The sequence below is a fragment of the Gordonia amicalis NBRC 100051 = JCM 11271 genome (genome assembly GCF_000332995.1).
Taxonomy (GTDB): Bacteria; Actinomycetota; Actinomycetes; order Mycobacteriales; family Mycobacteriaceae; genus Gordonia; species Gordonia amicalis.
The window spans coordinates 1-16,920 of record NZ_BANS01000058.1; the positions used below are offsets into that span (position 1 = coordinate 1).

The window sequence follows — 16,920 nt, forward strand, 5'->3', positions numbered from 1 at the left end:
TCCTCCCTCCCCCCAAGACCCCGGCGGGGACGTCGTCGCTGCAGCGGCGACGGGGGCCGGTCGCGATTGCGGATTCGTTCTCGGCCGTGAACCCATCGCCCACGTGGCCCGGGCTCGCGAGAAGTTCCTCAGTGCCGACGATTCCGGGGACGGTCGCCTCGACGACGCCGTCCGCGATGCGATCTCCACCTCGTGGCGCCGATCCCGGTCGTTCAAGGTCCAGGCCGACCGCCTGGAGCTCCCGTTCGTGCGGGAGCCGAACACCGACAGCCCGCTGATGACCGCAGCCCAACCGGTTCTCGATCAGCTTGCCGCCGACCTGTCGTCCGAACCCGTGAGCATCATCCTCACCTCGCCGGACGGCGTGGTGCTCTCGCGCACAGCCGGCAGCGGCGAACTCCTCGGCCGGCTCGACGAGGTGTCCCTCGCCCCCGGCTACAGCTACAGCGAGGAGCACGCCGGCACCAACGGGATCGGAACCGCGCTCGAGACTCGGCAGGCAACCCTCGTCACCGGGGCCGAACACTACGCCGGATGCCTCGCGCAGCTCAGTTGCGCCGGGGTGCCCATCCGAAATCCCTTCTCCGGCGGCGTCGTCGGTGCCCTCGACCTCACCGGGTGGGTCGAAGAGGGAGGTTCCCTTCTGCTGTCGCTGGCCAGGTCGGCGACCGTGCAGATCGAACAACAGATGCTCACCAACGCCAGTGAACGCGAATCTCGGCTTCTCTCCGCCTATCGCGCCACCTGCCGGCGCGCACCGCAGATGATGGTGCTCGCCATCGCCGCCGACGTCGTGCTGATGAACCGGCGACTCCGGCAGAGCATCGACCCACAGGATCAGGTGTCGATGCTCGAGCATGCCGTCGACCAGACCCTCGACATCGCCGCGGGTCGTCGGGTGAACACGCTGCCCAGCGGTCGCTCGGTACGACTCGCACCGGTCACCGAGTTCTCCGACGCCGACGCGGGTATCGCGATTTTCCATGTGCACCTGATGGATTCGGCCACCGCGCCACCGAAGCGCCAACCGGCGAAGGCCTCGGTGTTGCCCGGGATCGTCGGGCGCAGTTCCTCGTGGCGGCAGGGATGCGAGCGCATCGCCCAGCATGTCGCGGCGGGTCAATGGATCGCGGTCTCGGGCGAACGCGGTTCCGGCCGGTCGGCGGTTCTGCGCGCGGCGGCGGGACAGTACCGACGCGGGACGACCCGGGTGTTCGCCGCCGAGGACTTCCAGGACACCGACACGATCGACGGCTTCGCCACCGAGATCGACACGGACGGGTTCGCGATCATCCTGCGCGATGTCGACGAGTTCGACGACGACATGTTGTTCGACGTCGCCGAGGTGCTGCAGGGACGCGAGCACGCAGGATGGCTGGGGATCACCCTCAGCACCAGCGACGCGATGCCGACACTGGGCGCGACGCTCCTGCCGTCTTCTCGCACACCATCGAGGTACCGCCGCTGCGCCATCGCATCGAGGACCTCCAGGTACTGGTGCCGACCATCCTCCGACAGCTCACGCGGGGGCGGGAACTCGACGTCGCGCCGGACGCCATGCGGCAATTGAGCAAGTACACGTGGCCGGGAAACGTCGCGGAGCTACGCCAGGCGTTGCGCGACGTGGTGACCCACCATCGGTCGGGAACGATCGCCGCACAGCATCTTCCACCGACGTATCGCGCACAGAGCCGGCACACCCTCACGCGGATCGAGGCGCTCGAACGGGATGCGATCGTGCGGAGCCTGGAGGAGAACGGCCAGAACAAGGTCGCGGCCGCGAACGCGCTCGGCATCTCGCGCGCGACGATCTATCGCAAGATCAAGGAATTCGGCATCGACGTCTAGCGGCCAGATCGGACCGGCAGATCGGGACGATGCCACCCCCGCCGAATGGCATCGTCCCCGGTGGGCTGCACGAGCACGCCATGACCGAAGTTGTTCACGATCGTGAATCCCGGATAGTCCAGCATGTTCCGCGCACCGTGACAAGCAAAAGTGTCAAGGTGTGATGGTCGTAACAGCGTCCGGCGACGGCTGGATTCCGGCGCGGCCCGACCCCTCGACCGAGGGCCCGATACCGAGCGGACGATCGGCAGGGGCATGATGAACAAGTGCCCCGTGAGACGGGCACCACACAGCGGTCCGATCACGAGGAAGTGCGATGACCACACCCATGTCCCGGCGGGATCTCGAGTTCCTGCTGTACGAATGGCTCGATGTCGAGGCACTGACCTCACGGGACCGCTTCGCCGCGCATTCACGCGACACCTTCGACGCCGTCCTCGAACTCAGCGCCGACATCGCGATGAAGTGCTTCGCTCCGGCCAACAAGATCGGCGACGCGAACGAGCCCTACATCGGCGAGGACGGCAAGGTCGTGCTCCCCGACGAGGTGGTGTCGGGGCTCGCCGAATACCGGAAGGCCGGCCTCATCGCGGCCTCGTTCGACGAGGAGCTCGGCGGCATGCAGCTGCCCACCGTCATCCGGCAGGCGTCGGCGGTGTGGTTCCAGGCGGCCAACGCCGCCATGTCGTCGTACAACTTCCTCACGGTCGGCAACGCCAACCTGCTGGCGGAATACGCAACCGCCGAGCAGCGCGACACCTGGGTCCGGCCACTCGTCGAGGGCCGCTTCTCCGGAACCATGTGCCTGTCCGAGCCGCAGGCGGGATCGTCGCTGGCCGACATCACGACCAAGGCCGAACCGGCCGGCGACGGCACCTACCGGATCACCGGGACCAAGATGTGGATCTCCGCCGGCGACCACGAACTGACCGAGAACATCGTGCATCTCGTGCTGGCGAAGGTGCCCGGCGGAGGCGCGGGCGTCAAGGGGATCTCGCTGTTCATCGTGCCCAAGTTCCTCCCCGACGGCACCCGCAACGACGTCGCACTGGTCGGCCTCAACCACAAGATGGGCAACCGGGCCACCACCAACACCCTGCTGAACTTCGGTGACGGAACCTTCTCCCCCGCCTCCGCTCCCGGCGCAGTGGACACTCAGCCCGCTCGCTCCGCTCCCGGCGCTGTCGGCTATCTGGTCGGCGAAGAGCACCGCGGCCTCTCCTACATGTTCCACATGATGAACGAGGCGCGGATCGGCGTCGGATTCCTCGCCACCGCACTGGGTTACGCCGGCTATCAGGCGTCGCTGGAGTATGCGAAGGTCCGCACCCAGGGCCGGCCGGTCGACCAGAAGGACCCGTCGACCAAGCCGGTGCCGATCATCGAACACGCCGACGTCCGGCGCATGCTGCTGGCCCAGAAGTCCTATGTGGAAGGCGCACTCGCCTTCGAGCTGTACTGCAGTGTCCTCGTCGACCAGGCCGCGACGTCCGCGGACGCCGAGGAACGCGCGCGGATCGAGTTGCTGCTCGAGGTGCTGACCCCGATCGCCAAGAGCTGGCCGTCGCAGTGGTGCCTGGAGGCGAACAGCCTGGCGATCCAGGTCCACGGCGGATACGGCTACACCCGCGAGTTCGACGTCGAGCAGTACTACCGCGACAACCGGCTCAACCCCATCCACGAAGGGGCACATGGCATCCACGGCATCGACCTGCTCGGCCGCAAGGTGATCATGCAGGGCGGGGCCGGGCTGGCGCTGCTCGCCGAGACCATCGGCGCGACCGTCGCGCGCGCACTCGAGGTACCCGATGCGGCGGCCCACGCCGAGGTGTTGCAGTCGACCGTCGACCGGCTCGTCAAGGTGACCGCGCACATCTGGTCGCCGGGCGATCCGAAGCTCTCCCTGGCCAACGCAACGCTTTATCTCGAGGCCACCGGTCACATCGTCATCGCCTGGATGTGGCTCGAGCAGCTGCTCGCCGCGGACGGCCGGACCGGTGACTTCTACGATGGCAAACGTGCTGCGGCCCAGTACTTCTTCCGGTATGAACTACCGAAGACCGGTCCGCAGCTCGATCTCCTGACCGCTCTGGACCGGACCACACTCGACGTCGAACCGTCCTGGTTCTGACCTCACCACCACATCGACGCGGCGCCCGATGCGTCGCGTCACGTAAGAATATGCAAGGGAGACAACGATGTCCGTGATGGATCTGTTCGACACCACCGGCAAGGTGGTCATCGTGACCGGCGCTTCGTCGGGACTCGGTGTCTCCTTCGCCCGTGGCTTCGCCGAGGCCGGCGCCGACGTCGTGCTCGCCGCGCGTCGGGCCGAGAAGCTCGCCGACACCGCCGCGGCCGTCGAGGCGCTGGGCCGCAAGGCGCTCGTCGTCCCCGCCGATGTCTCCGATCCCGAACAGTGCCAGCGCGTCGTCGACGCGGCGTGGGAGACCTTCGGCAAGGTCGACGTCCTCATCAACAACGCCGGTGTCGGCACCGCGTACCCCGCCACCCGCGAGGCCCCTCAGCAGTTCCGGGATGTCATCGACATCAACCTCAACGGCTCGTACTGGATGGCGCAGGCGTGTGGGCGGGTGATGCTGCCGGGCAGTGCGATCGTGAACATCTCGTCGATCCTCGGCATCACGACCGCCGGACTGCCGCAGGCTGCCTACGCCGCGAGCAAGGCCGGTGTCATCGGCCTCACCCGGGACCTCGCCCAGCAGTGGGGTACCCGCAAGGGCATCCGGGTCAACGCGATCGCACCCGGCTTCTTCGAGAGCGAGATGACCGACACCTACAAGCCCGGCTACCTCGACTCCCAGATGCCGCGCGTCGTCCTGGGCCGCACCGGCCACGGCGAGGAACTGGCCGCCACCGCGATCTGGCTGTCGTCTGCGGCCGCCGGGTACATCACCGGCCAGACCCTCGCCGTCGACGGTGGCGTGACGATCACCTAGACCGGGCACGCGATTGCGGCGCTCGACGGCCGTGCGGCCCTAGACTGTCCGCAATGGAATCCGCACCCGCTCCTGACAATCCGTTGCATCCCACCCTGCGCGAACCGGTCAACCAGGTCGACCCCCGAGCCAAGACGCTGTGGCGCATCGGACCGCTGATCCTGGGCGTGCCGGCCACCGTCGCGGCGATCGTGGTCGCGGTCGTCGTCGCCGACGCACGATGGGGCGCAGCGCTCGCCGCAATCGCGCTCGCGGTGCTGACCGTGTTCTACACGACGGTGGTCCCGTTGTGGCGGTACCGCTTTCACCGCTGGGAGGTCAGCGAGGACGCGGTGTACGCGCAGTCCGGCTGGTTCGTCCGGCACCGGGTGATCATCCCGATAGCACGTATTCAGGTCGTCGACACCGAGGCCGGACCGATCGAACAGTTGCTGAGGCTGGCGAAGCTGACCGTGACCACCGCCTCGTCGGCGGGCACGATCCACATCGCCGGCCTCGACGCCGAGCTGGCCCGCGCGACCGCATCCGACCTCACCATCCGCACGCAGGCGTTCACCGATGACGCAACCTGATCCGCAGCCCGGCCCCGAGTCGCCACCGACCCCGGTGCCGGGCCTGCACATCGACGCCCCCGACGAATGGCATCGCCTGTCGCCGTGGATGATGGCGGTGACCCCCGTCGAACAGCTCCCCTCGCTGATGCCGATCCTCATCGCACTGGTCTTCGCGGGTCAGGGCGCGCCGTTGATCACACTGATCGCGACCATCGTGATCGTGCCGCTGGTGACCGTCGTACCGTGGCTGACGACGCATTACCAGGTGACCGACGAACACGTCCGTGTCCGTAGCGGACTGGTCACCAAGAAGGTCGCCACCGCCCGGCGCGACCGGATCCGAAGCGTCGACCTCACCGCGTCCCTCGTCCACCGGGTGCTGAACCTCCAGAAGGTCACCATCGGAACCGGCGGCGACGAACAGGCGTCGCAGGTCAAACTTCGCGCCGTCACCCTCCCCGAAGCGCGCGCACTGCACGACGACCTGATGCCGACGGCAGGAGCCCGACCGGCTGCAGCGGCGTCGAATTCGCAGGCCTCTCCCGACACAGCGGCGGCGGCACCCGAGGTGCTGACGCGATTCCAGAACGCCTGGCTGCGGTACTCACCGTTCTCCCTCGGCGGTCTCGCGATCGCCGCCGCGGTCGGCGGCATCGGACTCCAGATCGCGAACGACGCAGGCATGTTCGACGAAGGGGTCGGGCTGGCGCGCGACGCGTTCCACAGCCTGCGGTCGATCCCACTCGCGCTCATCATCGCCGTGGGCGTGGTGGCGGTGATCCTCGTGGGCGCCGTCCTGTCGGTGATCGGATATGTCCTGAGCTACTGGGATTTCCGGCTCACCCGACATCCCGACGGGACGCTGCGCACCGAACGCGGACTCCTCACCACCACCGCGATCAGCTTCGACGAGAAGCGCATCCGCGGCAGCCATCTCACCGAACCCGTCCTGATGCGCCCATTTCGAGGTGCTCGTCTGCAGGCGATCGCCACCGGGGCAACCAAACACCCGCTGCTGCTCCCGCCCGCTCCGATCGACGAGGCGATGCGGGTGGCCGGTCTGGTCACCCACGAACGTTCCGAACTCACCGCATCGCTGACCGGGCACGGCCGCGTCGCCCACCTCCGGCGGCTCAACCGCGGGTTCCTCGCGGGTCTGGTGATCCTCGTCGGTATCACCGTCCCGGTCGTCACCGGCGCGATCCCGGTCGGCTGGATCGCCGTGGGTGTGCTCGCGCTCGCCGGGTCGATCGGCCTCGGCGCGGTCCGGGCACGGCACCTCGGTCACCGCCTCACCCTGTCGTCGGTCGTCATCGCACCCCCGACCGTCGCCCGACAGCGGATCGTCGTCGACCGTGACGGCCTCATCGGCTGGGCGAGCAGGGCGTCGGTCTTCCAGCGTCGCGCCGGGGTCAGCACGCTGATCCTCGCAACGGCCGCCGGTGCCGAGCACTATTCGCTGGTCGACGTCGACGATCCGACCGCCGCGGCGATCACCGGCGAGGTGTCGCCGGACTGGGTGGCGCCGTTCCTTCGCTCCTGACGCCCTTCCTACGCTCCCGACCCCGACCGACGTATGACCTGGACGACTGACCGAGACGATCTCGGAAATCCGTCCGACGGGGCGGGCGGCTGTGGTAGACATCACACCAGATGAGTCAGCACTGACTGTTCTGGGGTCGATGGAGGGTCGGACACATGTCGGATGACCAGCAATCAAGGGTGAGCGATTCGGGTGCGGGAGGCGGTCGGGAGGGCTTCTCCCGGCGCACGGTCCTGCGGGGATCGGCAGCCGCGGCCGTGCTCGCCGGCACCGCGACGGCACTCCCACACGCGCACGTGCCCTCGGCACGGGCAGTGCCGCGCAACGGGCGCGGGCGCGGGCGCGACGTCGCCGTCTTCGGCGGCGGGATGTCCGGTCTCGCCGCCGCCCACGAGCTCGTCGAGCGCGGCTTCGCGGTCACCGTCTACGAGCCCGCACACCTCGGCGGGAAAGCCCGCAGCCACGACGTACCGGGCACCGCGAGCGGCGACCGTCTGGCGCTGCCCGGCGAGCACGGATTCCGCTTCTTTCCCAGCTGCTATCAGCACGTTCCGGAAATGATGGAACGAATCCCCGTGGGCCGCAGCAGCGTTCGCGAACGACACCTGATCAGCGTCGAATCGGCGACGATCGCGTTCGACGAATCCGGCTACGCACCGACCACGGCGCCCGCCTCGCTCCTGGGTTTCGTCGACCACGCACCCGAGATCGTCACCCTGGACAACCTACGCAACGCCGTGATGACCGGACTGAAGTTCGTCGTCGACGTCCCCCTGACCGAACTCGCCTACTTCGTGTCGCGGGAGCTGGTGATCGCGACGAGCTGCACCGAACGCCAGATCGGTCAGTGGGAGAACCAGTCCTGGATGCAGTTCGTGAAGGCGAAGGGCAAGTCGCGCTCCTACCAGCGTTATCTCGTCGGTGCCCTCACCCGCGCCCTGGTGGCCGCGAAACCCGACTCGGCGTCGGCCCGTACGATCGGCCAGATCGGCCTGGCCCTCACCACCGCCGCCAGCGGCCTGATCCCGCAGTACCAGTCGGGGCTGGTCATCGGTGACGTCGACCGTATTCTCAACCGGCCCACCAACCATGCGTGGATCGATCCGTGGGTCGCCTATCTACGGGGCCGCGGTGTTCGCTTCGCCATGGGGGCGGGTCTGGCGCAGCTGAACGTCGCCCGTGGCCGGATCACCGGTGCGCGGCTGACCACCGGCTCGACGGTCGAATCCGACTGGTACGTCGCAGCGATGCCGATCGACCGGCTCAAGCCGCTGCTGTCGCCCGAGCTGGTCTCCGCGGACCCGACGCTTGCGGGCATCCACCAGCTCCAGGACGACTGGATGGTGGGCATCCAGTACTTCCTGTCGAGGCGATCGGAGTTGCCACCGGGCCACATCGCCGCGCTCGGGACCCCGTGGGCGCTGACGGGCCTGTACCAGGCGCCGCCCTGGAAGGTCGACTTCTCCCGCAAGTACGGCGACGGTCGCGTGAAAGACTGCCTGTCCATCGACATCTCGGAGTGGGAGAAGCCGGGGATCCTGTACGGAAAGCCTGCGAAGCAGTGCACCAAGCAGGAGATCGCCCGGGAGGTGTGGGCGCAGATGAGCCGGGCGATGAACGCCGGTGGACGAAAGATCCTGAACTCCGCGGACATCGTGACATGGTCGCTCGATCCCGGGATCACGTGGTCGCCGAACATCGCCAACGCGACCCCGCTGATGGTCAACACCGCCGGGTCGTATGCGAACCGGCCGAACGCGCACACGAGGATGCCGAACCTGTTCATCGGCGGCGACCACGTCCGCAGCAACATCGACCTGGCAACGATGGAGGGCGCCAACGAATCCGGTCGTCGGGTCACCAACGCGATCATCGCCGCGGCCGGCAGTCCCGCGAAGAACGCGACGCTCTTTCCCCTGTGGGAGCTGCCGATGCTCGACCCTCTCAAACAGATCGACCGCGACCGCTACCGCGCCGGCCTCCCGCACATCCTCGACGTGTGAGCCGTGCGATCTAGGATGCGGAGGTGACCACCCCACCCGGTGGCGCACGCCCCGCCGTCCAGCAACGCAGTGGCGTGACGCGTACCCGCATCCTCGACGCAGCGATCCGCGTGCTCGTCGACCGCGGCTACTCCGGTGCGAGCACGGTCGCCATCCAGAACGAGGCCGGCATGAGTCGCGGCCGGCTCCTGCATCACTACCCGTCGCGGGATGCACTGTTGATGGCCGCGGTCGGGCACCTCGCCCGCACCCGGATCGAGGAACTCCCCAGTCGGGTGGACTGGCCCGACGACCCGATCGCCCGTATCTCGCTCGCCACCGACGTCGGGTGGTCGACGTTCCATCAGCCGTACTTCGTGGCGTCGATGGAACTGTGGGTCGCCGCCCGGACCAACGAGAACCTGCGCACCGCGTTGCTGCCGACCGAACGTGAGATCGGCAAAACCGTGCGCGAGGCGGTCGCCGGGTTCCTCGGGCCGGAGCTGACGGCGTCGCCGCGGTACGCCGACCTCTACCCGATCCTGTTCACGAGCATGCGCGGTGCGGCGACGACCTACCTCATCGATCGACGCGACCCGCGCACCGATCCGCATCTGCGGCTATGGAAGGACATGATCCGGATGTACCTGATGGACAAGTGAGCTCCCGGCCGAGCGCCGTATCGAGGTCCCGCTCGGCCGTTTCCTTCCCGCTTATCGAGCTCAGTAGGGAGGAAGGAAACCGATAAGCGGGAACGACTACTACCGAAAGTCGTTGCACACCGTCCGATCCACCCGATCGGCGCCGAACAGAATTGTCTCCCTTTTGAGGGAACACGTGGGTGGGCCGGACTTCGATACGCCTCGTCGCAAGCTCCTCGGCTACTCAGCCAGCGATCGGGGGGCCTCGGTAGCAAGCTCCTCGGCTACTCAGCCAGCGATCGGGGGCCTCGGTCGCAAGCTCCTCGGCTACTCAGCCAGCGATCGGGGGCCTCGGTCGCAAGCTCCGCGGCTACTCAGCCAGCGATCGGGGGCCCTCGGTCGCAAGCTCCGCGGCTACTCAGCCAGCGGCCGGGAGCGCCTCGAGCAGCCGTTCGACGAGTGGTGCCTGCGCCGGGTTGAGTTTCTTCTTCGCGGTCTCGGGGTCGAACCACTCGGCGCGATCGATCTCCGGGAACGACTGCATGCGACCCGACCGCGGGGGCCAGGCCATCTCGAAGGTGTTGCTGATGACCGTCGACACGTCGAGATCACCTTCGACGGCGAACCCGACCACGATCTTCCCGCTCTTGAGTTTCACCTCGCCGAGTTCGATGTGCGGGCCGTCGGGCACCGGGCTGCCGATCTCCTCGAGGAACTCGCGTCGCGCCGCGTCCCATTCCGATTCGTCCGGGTCGATCAAGCCCTTCGGGAGCGACCACGATCCCTCGTCCTTGCGGGCCCAGATCGGACCGCCGGGGTGAGCAAGGAGCACTTCGACGCCGGCCGGGCCGGTGCGTCGATACAGCAGGATTCCCGCGCTGCGGCGGGTCGTAGATGCGGTCACGTACACATCCTGCGCCACCCATATGTCGTCGAAGGTGTCGACCGGCGTCACGACTCGCGACATCTGCCGGAACGTCCGTCGCACAGCAGGGATCGGGTGCCGTCGTCGATGCGGCAGATAACCGTCTACTGAGTGCTCGTCGACTGCCGTCAGTCCCCAACGGACTTGGCATAGTTGCTCGCCCCGTAGAAGTCGACGGTGACCACCGGTTCGTCGCCGACCACCCAGGCGTCGTGTCCGGACGGCAGCGACGTGATCTGTCCCGGCCCGGCGTCGAACTCGGTGCCGTCGGCCATCACGATGTGCAGCACCCCGGACACGTGGTACTGGAAGTGCGGGGCCTCGCACAGTTCGGTTCCGGCGATCGGTTTCACATCCACCGACCATCGCCAGCCCGGTTCCAACTCGAGTCGGCCGATCTCGGAGTCCCCGACGCCCACCACGGCCATGCGACCGTGTCCGAAGGTGCGGACCTCGTCGGGTTCGGCGAAGTCGCGGTGCTCGGTGCGATGCTCGGTGCCGGTCATGATTCCTCCTGCGGGTCGACATCCGGATGCCACCTCTGACGCTACGAACCCGAGCTTGCGGTTCGGTCGCGGTCGGCGCACGATCCGGCGCTGATGAGGGCCTCGAACCGCGTGCCCCCGAGACACGACCGCGACGGAGCCCGGACGCCGCCCCGCGCGTCGCGAATCGGCATATCGTGGGGTCCATGTCCTCCAGATTCGAACCCGGTCCCGGAGCCGACGACGTCGCCGGCTCCCCTACCGACGACTCCGACGAGCACATCGTCGATCCCGACGTCCCGCATGAATGGCCCCACGCCTCGGCCTTCGCCTTCGGTGATTCGACGCCGATCGGCGAGACCGATCGCCTGGCCCGTGAACGCGCCGCGTACGAGGCGGCCGGTCACGCCGATTACAACCGGGGCCACGCGGTGGGCGGGTCCGACGGAAGCACCGAGGGGCAGTAGATGGAGGTCTTGTCCAGCCGAGTACTCCTGCTCTCGGCAGATCCCGAACGACTGCAGGCCTTCTACCGTGACCAGCTGGGTCTCCCGATCCACCGCGAGTACCCCGGCGGAATCGTGTTCTTCGCCGGCAACGGACTCATCGAGATCTCATCGCACATGAAGACCGACGCACCCGACCCGTCGAGCAACGCGGCGCTCTGGTTGCAGGTCCGCGACGCCGAGGCCACCGAGAAGCAGTTCCGCGACCGCGGGGTGAGCGTCACACGCGAGCCGCGAACCGAAACGTGGGGCCTCATCGAGATGCATGCCGAGGACCCCGACGGACGCGGGATCATCGTCGTGGAGATCCCCGCCGATCACCCGTTGCGCAAGGACACCCGCTAGTCGGCCGGCCTCGGCGGTGGTGAAACCGGCAGGACCGGGCATGACAAACTGGTTCGCATGAGTACCTGGAACGCGCCCACCTGCGCGAGCGGCCCGAACGCCGGTCTGAATGCCACCGTCGAGCTGCCCGGTTCCAAGTCCATCACCAATCGCGCGCTCGTCCTGGCCGCGCTCGCCGACGGCCCGTCGACCGTCCGTGGAACCCTCCGCAGCCGCGACACCAACCTCATGCTGGATGCTCTGGCGGCGCTCGGGGCGCAGGTGCGTGTCGATCCCGCTGCCGAGACCACCGTCTCCCTCTCCCCCGGGCCGCTACACGCAGCCGACATCGACTGCGGCCTCGCCGGAACGGTCATGCGGTTCCTACCGCCGCTGGGTGCGCTGGCCACCGGGCGGGTGCGCTTCGACGGCGACCCGCAGGCGCGCGTCCGCCCCCAGACCACGATCCTCGACGCCCTGCGCGGTCTCGGCGTCGCGATCGAGGGTGACCGCCTGCCCTTCACCATCGACGGCACCGGCCGGGTGCGGGGTGGCGAGGTCACCATCGACGCGTCCGGGTCGTCGCAGTTCGTGTCGGGTCTGTTGCTGTCGGCCGCCCGGTTCGACGAGGGACTGGTCATCCGCCACGTCGGGCCGCCCGTCCCGTCGACACCGCACATCGACATGACGGTCGACATGCTGGCGACCGCGGGCGTCGAGGTCGACACCTCCGAAGCCGATGTCTGGCGCGTGTCCCCCGGTGCGATCCGGGCCGTCGACTGGACCGTCGAACCCGACCTCTCGAACGCCGCGGCGTTCCTGGCCGCGGCCGCGGTCACCGGCGGCACCGTCCGCGTCCCGTACTGGCCGGCGGTCACCACGCAGCCCGGTGCACGTATCGCCGACGTGCTGGCCGCGATGGGCTGCACCGTCGAGCACCTCGACGGCACTCTGACCGTCCGCGGGCCCGCCGTGCTGAAGGCGGTGAACCTCGACCTGCGCGACATCGGCGAACTGACCCCGACCATCGCCGCCCTGTGTGCCGTCGCCGACGGCGAATCCGAGCTGAGCGGCATCGCCCATCTGCGCGGCCACGAGACCAACCGGTTGGCCGCCCTCACCACCGAGATCACCCGGCTCGGCGGGATCTGCGCCGAGACCGAGGACGGGCTCCGGATCACCGGGACGACGCTGCACGGCGGGACCTGGGAGTCCTACGCCGACCACCGCATGGCCACCGCCGGCGCGATCGTCGGACTCGTCACGCCCGATGTCGTGGTCGACGACATCGAGACGACGAGCAAGACCCTGCCCGACTTCCCCGGTATGTGGCAGCAGATGATCGGTCGCCTTTGAGCCGCCGCGCGGCGAGTTACGACGAATCCGATGTCCGGGTTCGTCCGGGAAAAGGCACGCGTCCGCGCACCAAACAACGTCCGTCCCACGACGATGCCGAACAGGGCATGGTCGTGTCGGTGGATCGCGGCCGGTGGGGTGTCGTCCTCGGCGGCGATCCGGACCGTCGCGTCGTGACGATGCGGGCCCGAGAGCTCGGCCGGACTCCGATCGTCGTCGGCGACGACGTGTCGGTGGTCGGCGACCTCTCCGGGAAGCCGGACACCCTGGCGCGGATCGTGCGTGTCGCCGAGCGCCGAAGTGTGTTGCGGCGCACCGCAGACGACTCCGACCCGTATGAGCGGATCGTGGTGGCCAACGCCGATCAGTTGTTGATCGTCACCGCGATGGCCGACCCGCCGCCGCGCACGGGGTTCGTCGAACGAGCACTGGCGGCGGCCTACGTCGGCGGTCTGTCCCCCATCCTGTGCCTGACCAAATCCGACCTCGCCGATCCGACCGAGTTCACCGCCGCCTTCGCCGACCTCGACCTACCCGTCATCCGCGCCGGACGCGACGACCCCATCGACGACATCCTCGACGCGCTGCGCGGGCACATCACCGCCTTCATCGGACACTCCGGCGTCGGAAAATCGACACTCGTGAATCGCCTTGTCCCCGACGCATATCGAGCGACGGGGGTGGTCTCCGGTGTCGGCAAGGGACGCCACACCTCGACCCAGTCGGTGGCGCTTCCGCTACCCGGGACTGGCATCCCGCGCAGCTGGGTCGTCGACACCCCCGGCATCCGGTCCTTCGGACTCGCCCATGTCGGTCCCGACGACATCATCGCAGCGTTCGACGATCTCCGCGACGCCATCGAGGAATGCCCCAGGGGCTGTACGCATCTCGGCCCGCCGGCAGATCCCGAATGCCGGCTCGACGACCTCGGGGGTCACTCCTACCGGCGCGGCATGGCCGTCCGGCACCTACTGGCGGCCGTCAGCGGAACGCTCAGCGACGACGACGCCGTTCCCGCAGCTGACGAATCGCCGTCTTGAGCCCGGTCGACCTCGGCATCCCGGCAAAACGCTTCTCCGACGCGGTTTCCGGGGCATCGTCGGCGGTCGCGCGCAGGAACGAGTCCGGCAGGGCCAGTTTGTTGATGGTGCGCAGCGTCTGCAAGTACTGCACCACGATCGAACCCGTCGTGTAGGGCAGGTCGTACTTGTCGCACAGCGCACGGACCCGAACCGCGATCTCGGCATACCGATTGCTGGGCAGATCGGGATACAGGTGGTGTTCGATCTGATAGCAGAGGTTGCCGCTGAAGAACGCCATCGCGGGTCCGGCGTCGAAGTTGGCCGTGCCGAGCATCTGCCTCAGGTACCACTGGCCCTGGGTCTCGTTGTCGAGGGTGTCTGCGGTGAACTTCTCTGCACCGTCCGGGAAGTGGCCGCAGAAGATCACCACATAGGCCCAGACATTGCGGATGAGGTTCGCGGTGAGATTGGCGGTCAGCGTGTGTTTGAAATTCGGTCCGGACAACACCGGGAACAGCACGTAGTCCTTGGCGACCTGCTTGCCCACCTTGCGCGCGAACAGCTTGAGCTGCGGGATCGCGATCTCCTTGGGCTTGTCGCCGGAGATGACGTCCTTGAGGTCGAGATCGTGCAGACCGATCCCCCACTCGAACAGCGCCGCGAGCACGATGTTGGTGAACGGCTGGAAGATCTGTTTGGGCTGCCACGGCTCGTCGCGGGTGACGCGCAGCGTCTTGTAGCCGACGTCGTGATCCATGCCGAGGACGTTGGTGTACTTGTGATGGATGTAGTTGTGGGAGTGCTTCCAGTGTGGCGAGGCGCACACCATGTCCCATTCCCAGGTGGTCGAGTGGACCTCCGGGTCGTTCATCCAGTCCCACTGCCCGTGCATCACGTTGTGCCCGAGCTCCATGTTCTCGATGATCTTCGAGAGCGCGAGAGCCCCGGTCCCGAGGAGCCACAGCGGCCGCGATCGACTGCCGAGCAGAGCTGCGCGGCCGGCGACCTCGAGGGCGCGGTGCGCCAGGATCGTGCGGCGCAGGTACTTGACGTCGCGAATCCCCCGGTCCGCCTCGATCTCACGACGGAGGGCGTCGAGTTCGGCACCCAGCGCCTCCACATCGGCGTCCGTCAGATGTGCGTACTCGTTGATGTCAGTGATCGCCATTGGGTCCCATTATGCCGACGTTGTCGAATCGATGCATGGACGCAGCCGGGCGGGCGTCCGACGCGCCCGCCGACCACGATCCCAGAATCAGGCGGCCGCCTCGTCGTCGCGCGTCGCGCGCAGCGGCGTCACGACGGCACGGCTTCCACGGCCGGCGCGCCGCCGCTCGCGCAGACCCGCGATGGCCGATCGCAGCCCGCGACGGGTACCGGTCTGCTCGTCGACGGTGGCCTGCAGGCGCGCGCCTTCCGGCAGCCCCTGCTTGAAGCGACGCTCGGAAGCGGTCTCCGGGGCGTCGTCGGCGGTCGCCTTCAGATACTTGTCCGGCAGCGACAGTTTGGCGATGGTCCGCCAGGTCTTGGCGTACTGCACCGGGAACGGGCCGGAGGTGTAGGGCAGGTCGTACTTGTCGCACAGCTCACGAACGCGCACGGCAATCTCGGCGTAGCGGTTGCTCGGAAGGTCCGGGAAGATGTGGTGCTCGATCTGGTACGACAGGTTGCCGCTCATGAACGCCAGCACGAAACCGGCGTCGAAGTTGGCGCTGCCGAGCATCTGACGCAGGTACCACTCGGCCTGGGTCTCGTGGTCGACGTCCTGCTTGGTGAACTTCTCCGCACCGTCGGGGAAGTGCCCACAGAAGATGACCGCGTTGCTCCACACGTTGCGGATCACATTGCCCAGGGCGGTCGCAGTGGCCGCCTTGCGGTAGGCGTTGACGTATCCCACCTTGTGTCCGGTGGTGGCGGCCACCAGCGCCGGGTAGGCGAGATAGTCCTTGGCGACCTGCTTGCCGACCTTCGACAACACGTCGGCGACGTCGCGCTTGTACTGTTCCTTCTCCTCGGGCGTCCGGCGCTTCTTGCCGAGCTCGAGGTGCTGCACGGCGACTCCGTACTGGAACGCCAGCGCCAGGATCGTGTTGTAGACGAGGTTGCCGTAGTTGAACGGCCGCCAGCGCTGGTCACGCGTGACGCGCAGCAGGCCGTAGCCCACATCGTCATCCATGCCGAGCACGTTGGTGTACTTGTGATGGATGTAGTTGTGGGTGTGCTTCCAGTGCGCCGACGGGTCGGTGTTGTCCCACTCCCACGTGGTGCTGTGGACCTCGGGATCGTTCATCCAGTCCCACTGCCCGTGCATCACGTTGTGGCCGAGCTCCATGTTCTCGACGATCTTGGCCACCCCGAGTGCACCGGCACCGGCCCACCAGGCCGACTTCTTGGTCGACCCGAACAGCAGGGCGCGTCCGGTCAGCTCCAGCCCGCGCTGGAAGCGGATCGTGTTCCGCAGGTAGCGGGCGTCCCGCTCGCCGCGGCTGGCCTCGATGTCGGCGCGGATCGCGTCGAGCTCTGCGCCGAGTGCTTCGACGTCGGCTTCGGACAGATGCGCGTATTCGGGGATGTCGGTGATAGCCATACGTGTGGTCCCTTCGCCGGGTGGGTGGCTGCGCTGGTGTCGGCGTCGACAACCGGTGCGGCTCATGCCTGGGTTCCAAACCCTACGTTTCCGTAACTTACGCAAGCGTAGGTTACTGATCGCGCGTGTGTCCAGCGATGGGGTGGGCGGGTCGTTTCGACGCGGTGCCTCGCTGCGCTCGGTACCG

The 16,920-nt window shown here is 67.8% G+C and carries 14 protein-coding genes and 1 pseudogene; 11 read left to right on the forward strand and 4 right to left on the reverse strand.

From position 1 onward, the window contains the following. The first annotated feature begins 94 nt into the window (after window positions 1–94). From GOAMI_RS21060 to GOAMI_RS21090, 7 genes and pseudogenes are all read left to right on the forward strand, one after another. A pseudogene (locus GOAMI_RS21060) lies at window positions 95–1,848 on the forward strand (sigma-54-dependent Fis family transcriptional regulator). Window positions 1,849–2,164: 316 nt separating this feature from the next. After that, window positions 2,165–3,979, forward strand: a complete 1,815-nt coding sequence (locus tag GOAMI_RS21065; RefSeq protein WP_006438644.1) for an acyl-CoA dehydrogenase — start codon at window positions 2,165–2,167, stop codon at window positions 3,977–3,979. A gap of 67 nt (window positions 3,980–4,046) precedes the next feature. Beyond that, window positions 4,047–4,808: an SDR family NAD(P)-dependent oxidoreductase gene (locus tag GOAMI_RS21070; protein WP_006438645.1), complete on the forward strand. Its 762-nt coding sequence runs from the start codon at window positions 4,047–4,049 to the stop codon at window positions 4,806–4,808. A 53-nt stretch (window positions 4,809–4,861) separates the two neighbouring features. Then, a complete protein-coding gene (locus GOAMI_RS21075) occupies window positions 4,862–5,380 on the forward strand; it encodes a PH domain-containing protein (RefSeq protein ID WP_006438646.1) in 519 nt (172 codons plus the stop codon). Beyond that, on the forward strand, window positions 5,367–6,905 hold the full coding sequence (locus GOAMI_RS21080; protein WP_006438647.1) for a PH domain-containing protein: 1,539 nt from the start codon (window positions 5,367–5,369) through the stop codon (window positions 6,903–6,905). Before GOAMI_RS21075 ends, GOAMI_RS21080 begins: the two co-directional genes overlap by 14 nt. Before the next feature lie 155 nt (window positions 6,906–7,060). Continuing rightward, window positions 7,061–8,908: a hydroxysqualene dehydroxylase gene (locus GOAMI_RS21085; RefSeq protein ID WP_024497778.1), complete on the forward strand. Its 1,848-nt coding sequence runs from the start codon at window positions 7,061–7,063 to the stop codon at window positions 8,906–8,908. Window positions 8,909–8,931: 23 nt separating this feature from the next. After that, on the forward strand, window positions 8,932–9,549 hold the full coding sequence (locus tag GOAMI_RS21090) for a TetR/AcrR family transcriptional regulator (RefSeq protein WP_006438649.1): 618 nt from the start codon (window positions 8,932–8,934) through the stop codon (window positions 9,547–9,549). A 397-nt stretch (window positions 9,550–9,946) separates the two neighbouring features. On the opposite strand, the gene GOAMI_RS21095 is transcribed toward GOAMI_RS21090, so the two are convergent. Both GOAMI_RS21095 and GOAMI_RS21100 read right to left on the reverse strand, forming a co-directional pair. Continuing rightward, window positions 9,947–10,432, reverse strand: a complete 486-nt coding sequence (locus GOAMI_RS21095; protein ID WP_040005076.1) for an NUDIX hydrolase — start codon at window positions 10,430–10,432, stop codon at window positions 9,947–9,949. Between the two features lie 149 nt (window positions 10,433–10,581). Then, window positions 10,582–10,959, reverse strand: a complete 378-nt coding sequence (locus GOAMI_RS21100; RefSeq protein WP_006438651.1) for a cupin domain-containing protein — start codon at window positions 10,957–10,959, stop codon at window positions 10,582–10,584. Between the two features lie 185 nt (window positions 10,960–11,144). On the opposite strand from GOAMI_RS21100, the gene GOAMI_RS21105 reads away from it, so the two are divergent. Genes GOAMI_RS21105 through rsgA form a run of 4 tightly spaced genes read left to right on the forward strand, consistent with a single transcriptional unit; the run spans window position 11,145 to window position 14,164 of the window. Further along, complete coding sequence (locus GOAMI_RS21105; RefSeq protein WP_006438652.1) at window positions 11,145–11,405, forward strand: hypothetical protein; 261 nt, start codon at window positions 11,145–11,147, stop codon at window positions 11,403–11,405. Further along, window positions 11,406–11,789, forward strand: coding sequence for a VOC family protein (locus GOAMI_RS21110; RefSeq protein WP_006438653.1), 384 nt, complete (start codon window positions 11,406–11,408; stop codon window positions 11,787–11,789). 57 nt (window positions 11,790–11,846) lie between these two features. Next, the gene (gene aroA, locus GOAMI_RS21115; protein ID WP_006438654.1) at window positions 11,847–13,124 is read left to right on the forward strand and encodes a 3-phosphoshikimate 1-carboxyvinyltransferase; all 1,278 of its coding nucleotides are present in this window, start codon (window positions 11,847–11,849) and stop codon (window positions 13,122–13,124) included. Continuing rightward, on the forward strand, window positions 13,121–14,164 hold the full coding sequence (rsgA, locus tag GOAMI_RS21120; protein ID WP_006438655.1) for a ribosome small subunit-dependent GTPase A: 1,044 nt from the start codon (window positions 13,121–13,123) through the stop codon (window positions 14,162–14,164). The genes aroA and rsgA overlap by 4 nt, the downstream gene beginning before the upstream one ends. Here the strand turns inward: rsgA and GOAMI_RS21125 are convergent. Next, window positions 14,118–15,314 carry a fatty acid desaturase family protein gene (locus tag GOAMI_RS21125; protein ID WP_006438656.1) on the reverse strand — a complete coding sequence of 399 codons (1,197 nt, stop codon included), beginning with the start codon at window positions 15,312–15,314 and terminating at the stop codon, window positions 14,118–14,120. The two genes, rsgA and GOAMI_RS21125, sit on opposite strands and share 47 nt — an antisense overlap. Before the next feature lie 87 nt (window positions 15,315–15,401). Beyond that, the gene (locus GOAMI_RS21130; RefSeq protein ID WP_006438657.1) at window positions 15,402–16,733 is read right to left on the reverse strand and encodes a fatty acid desaturase family protein; all 1,332 of its coding nucleotides are present in this window, start codon (window positions 16,731–16,733) and stop codon (window positions 15,402–15,404) included. Window positions 16,734–16,920 lie beyond the last annotated feature (187 nt).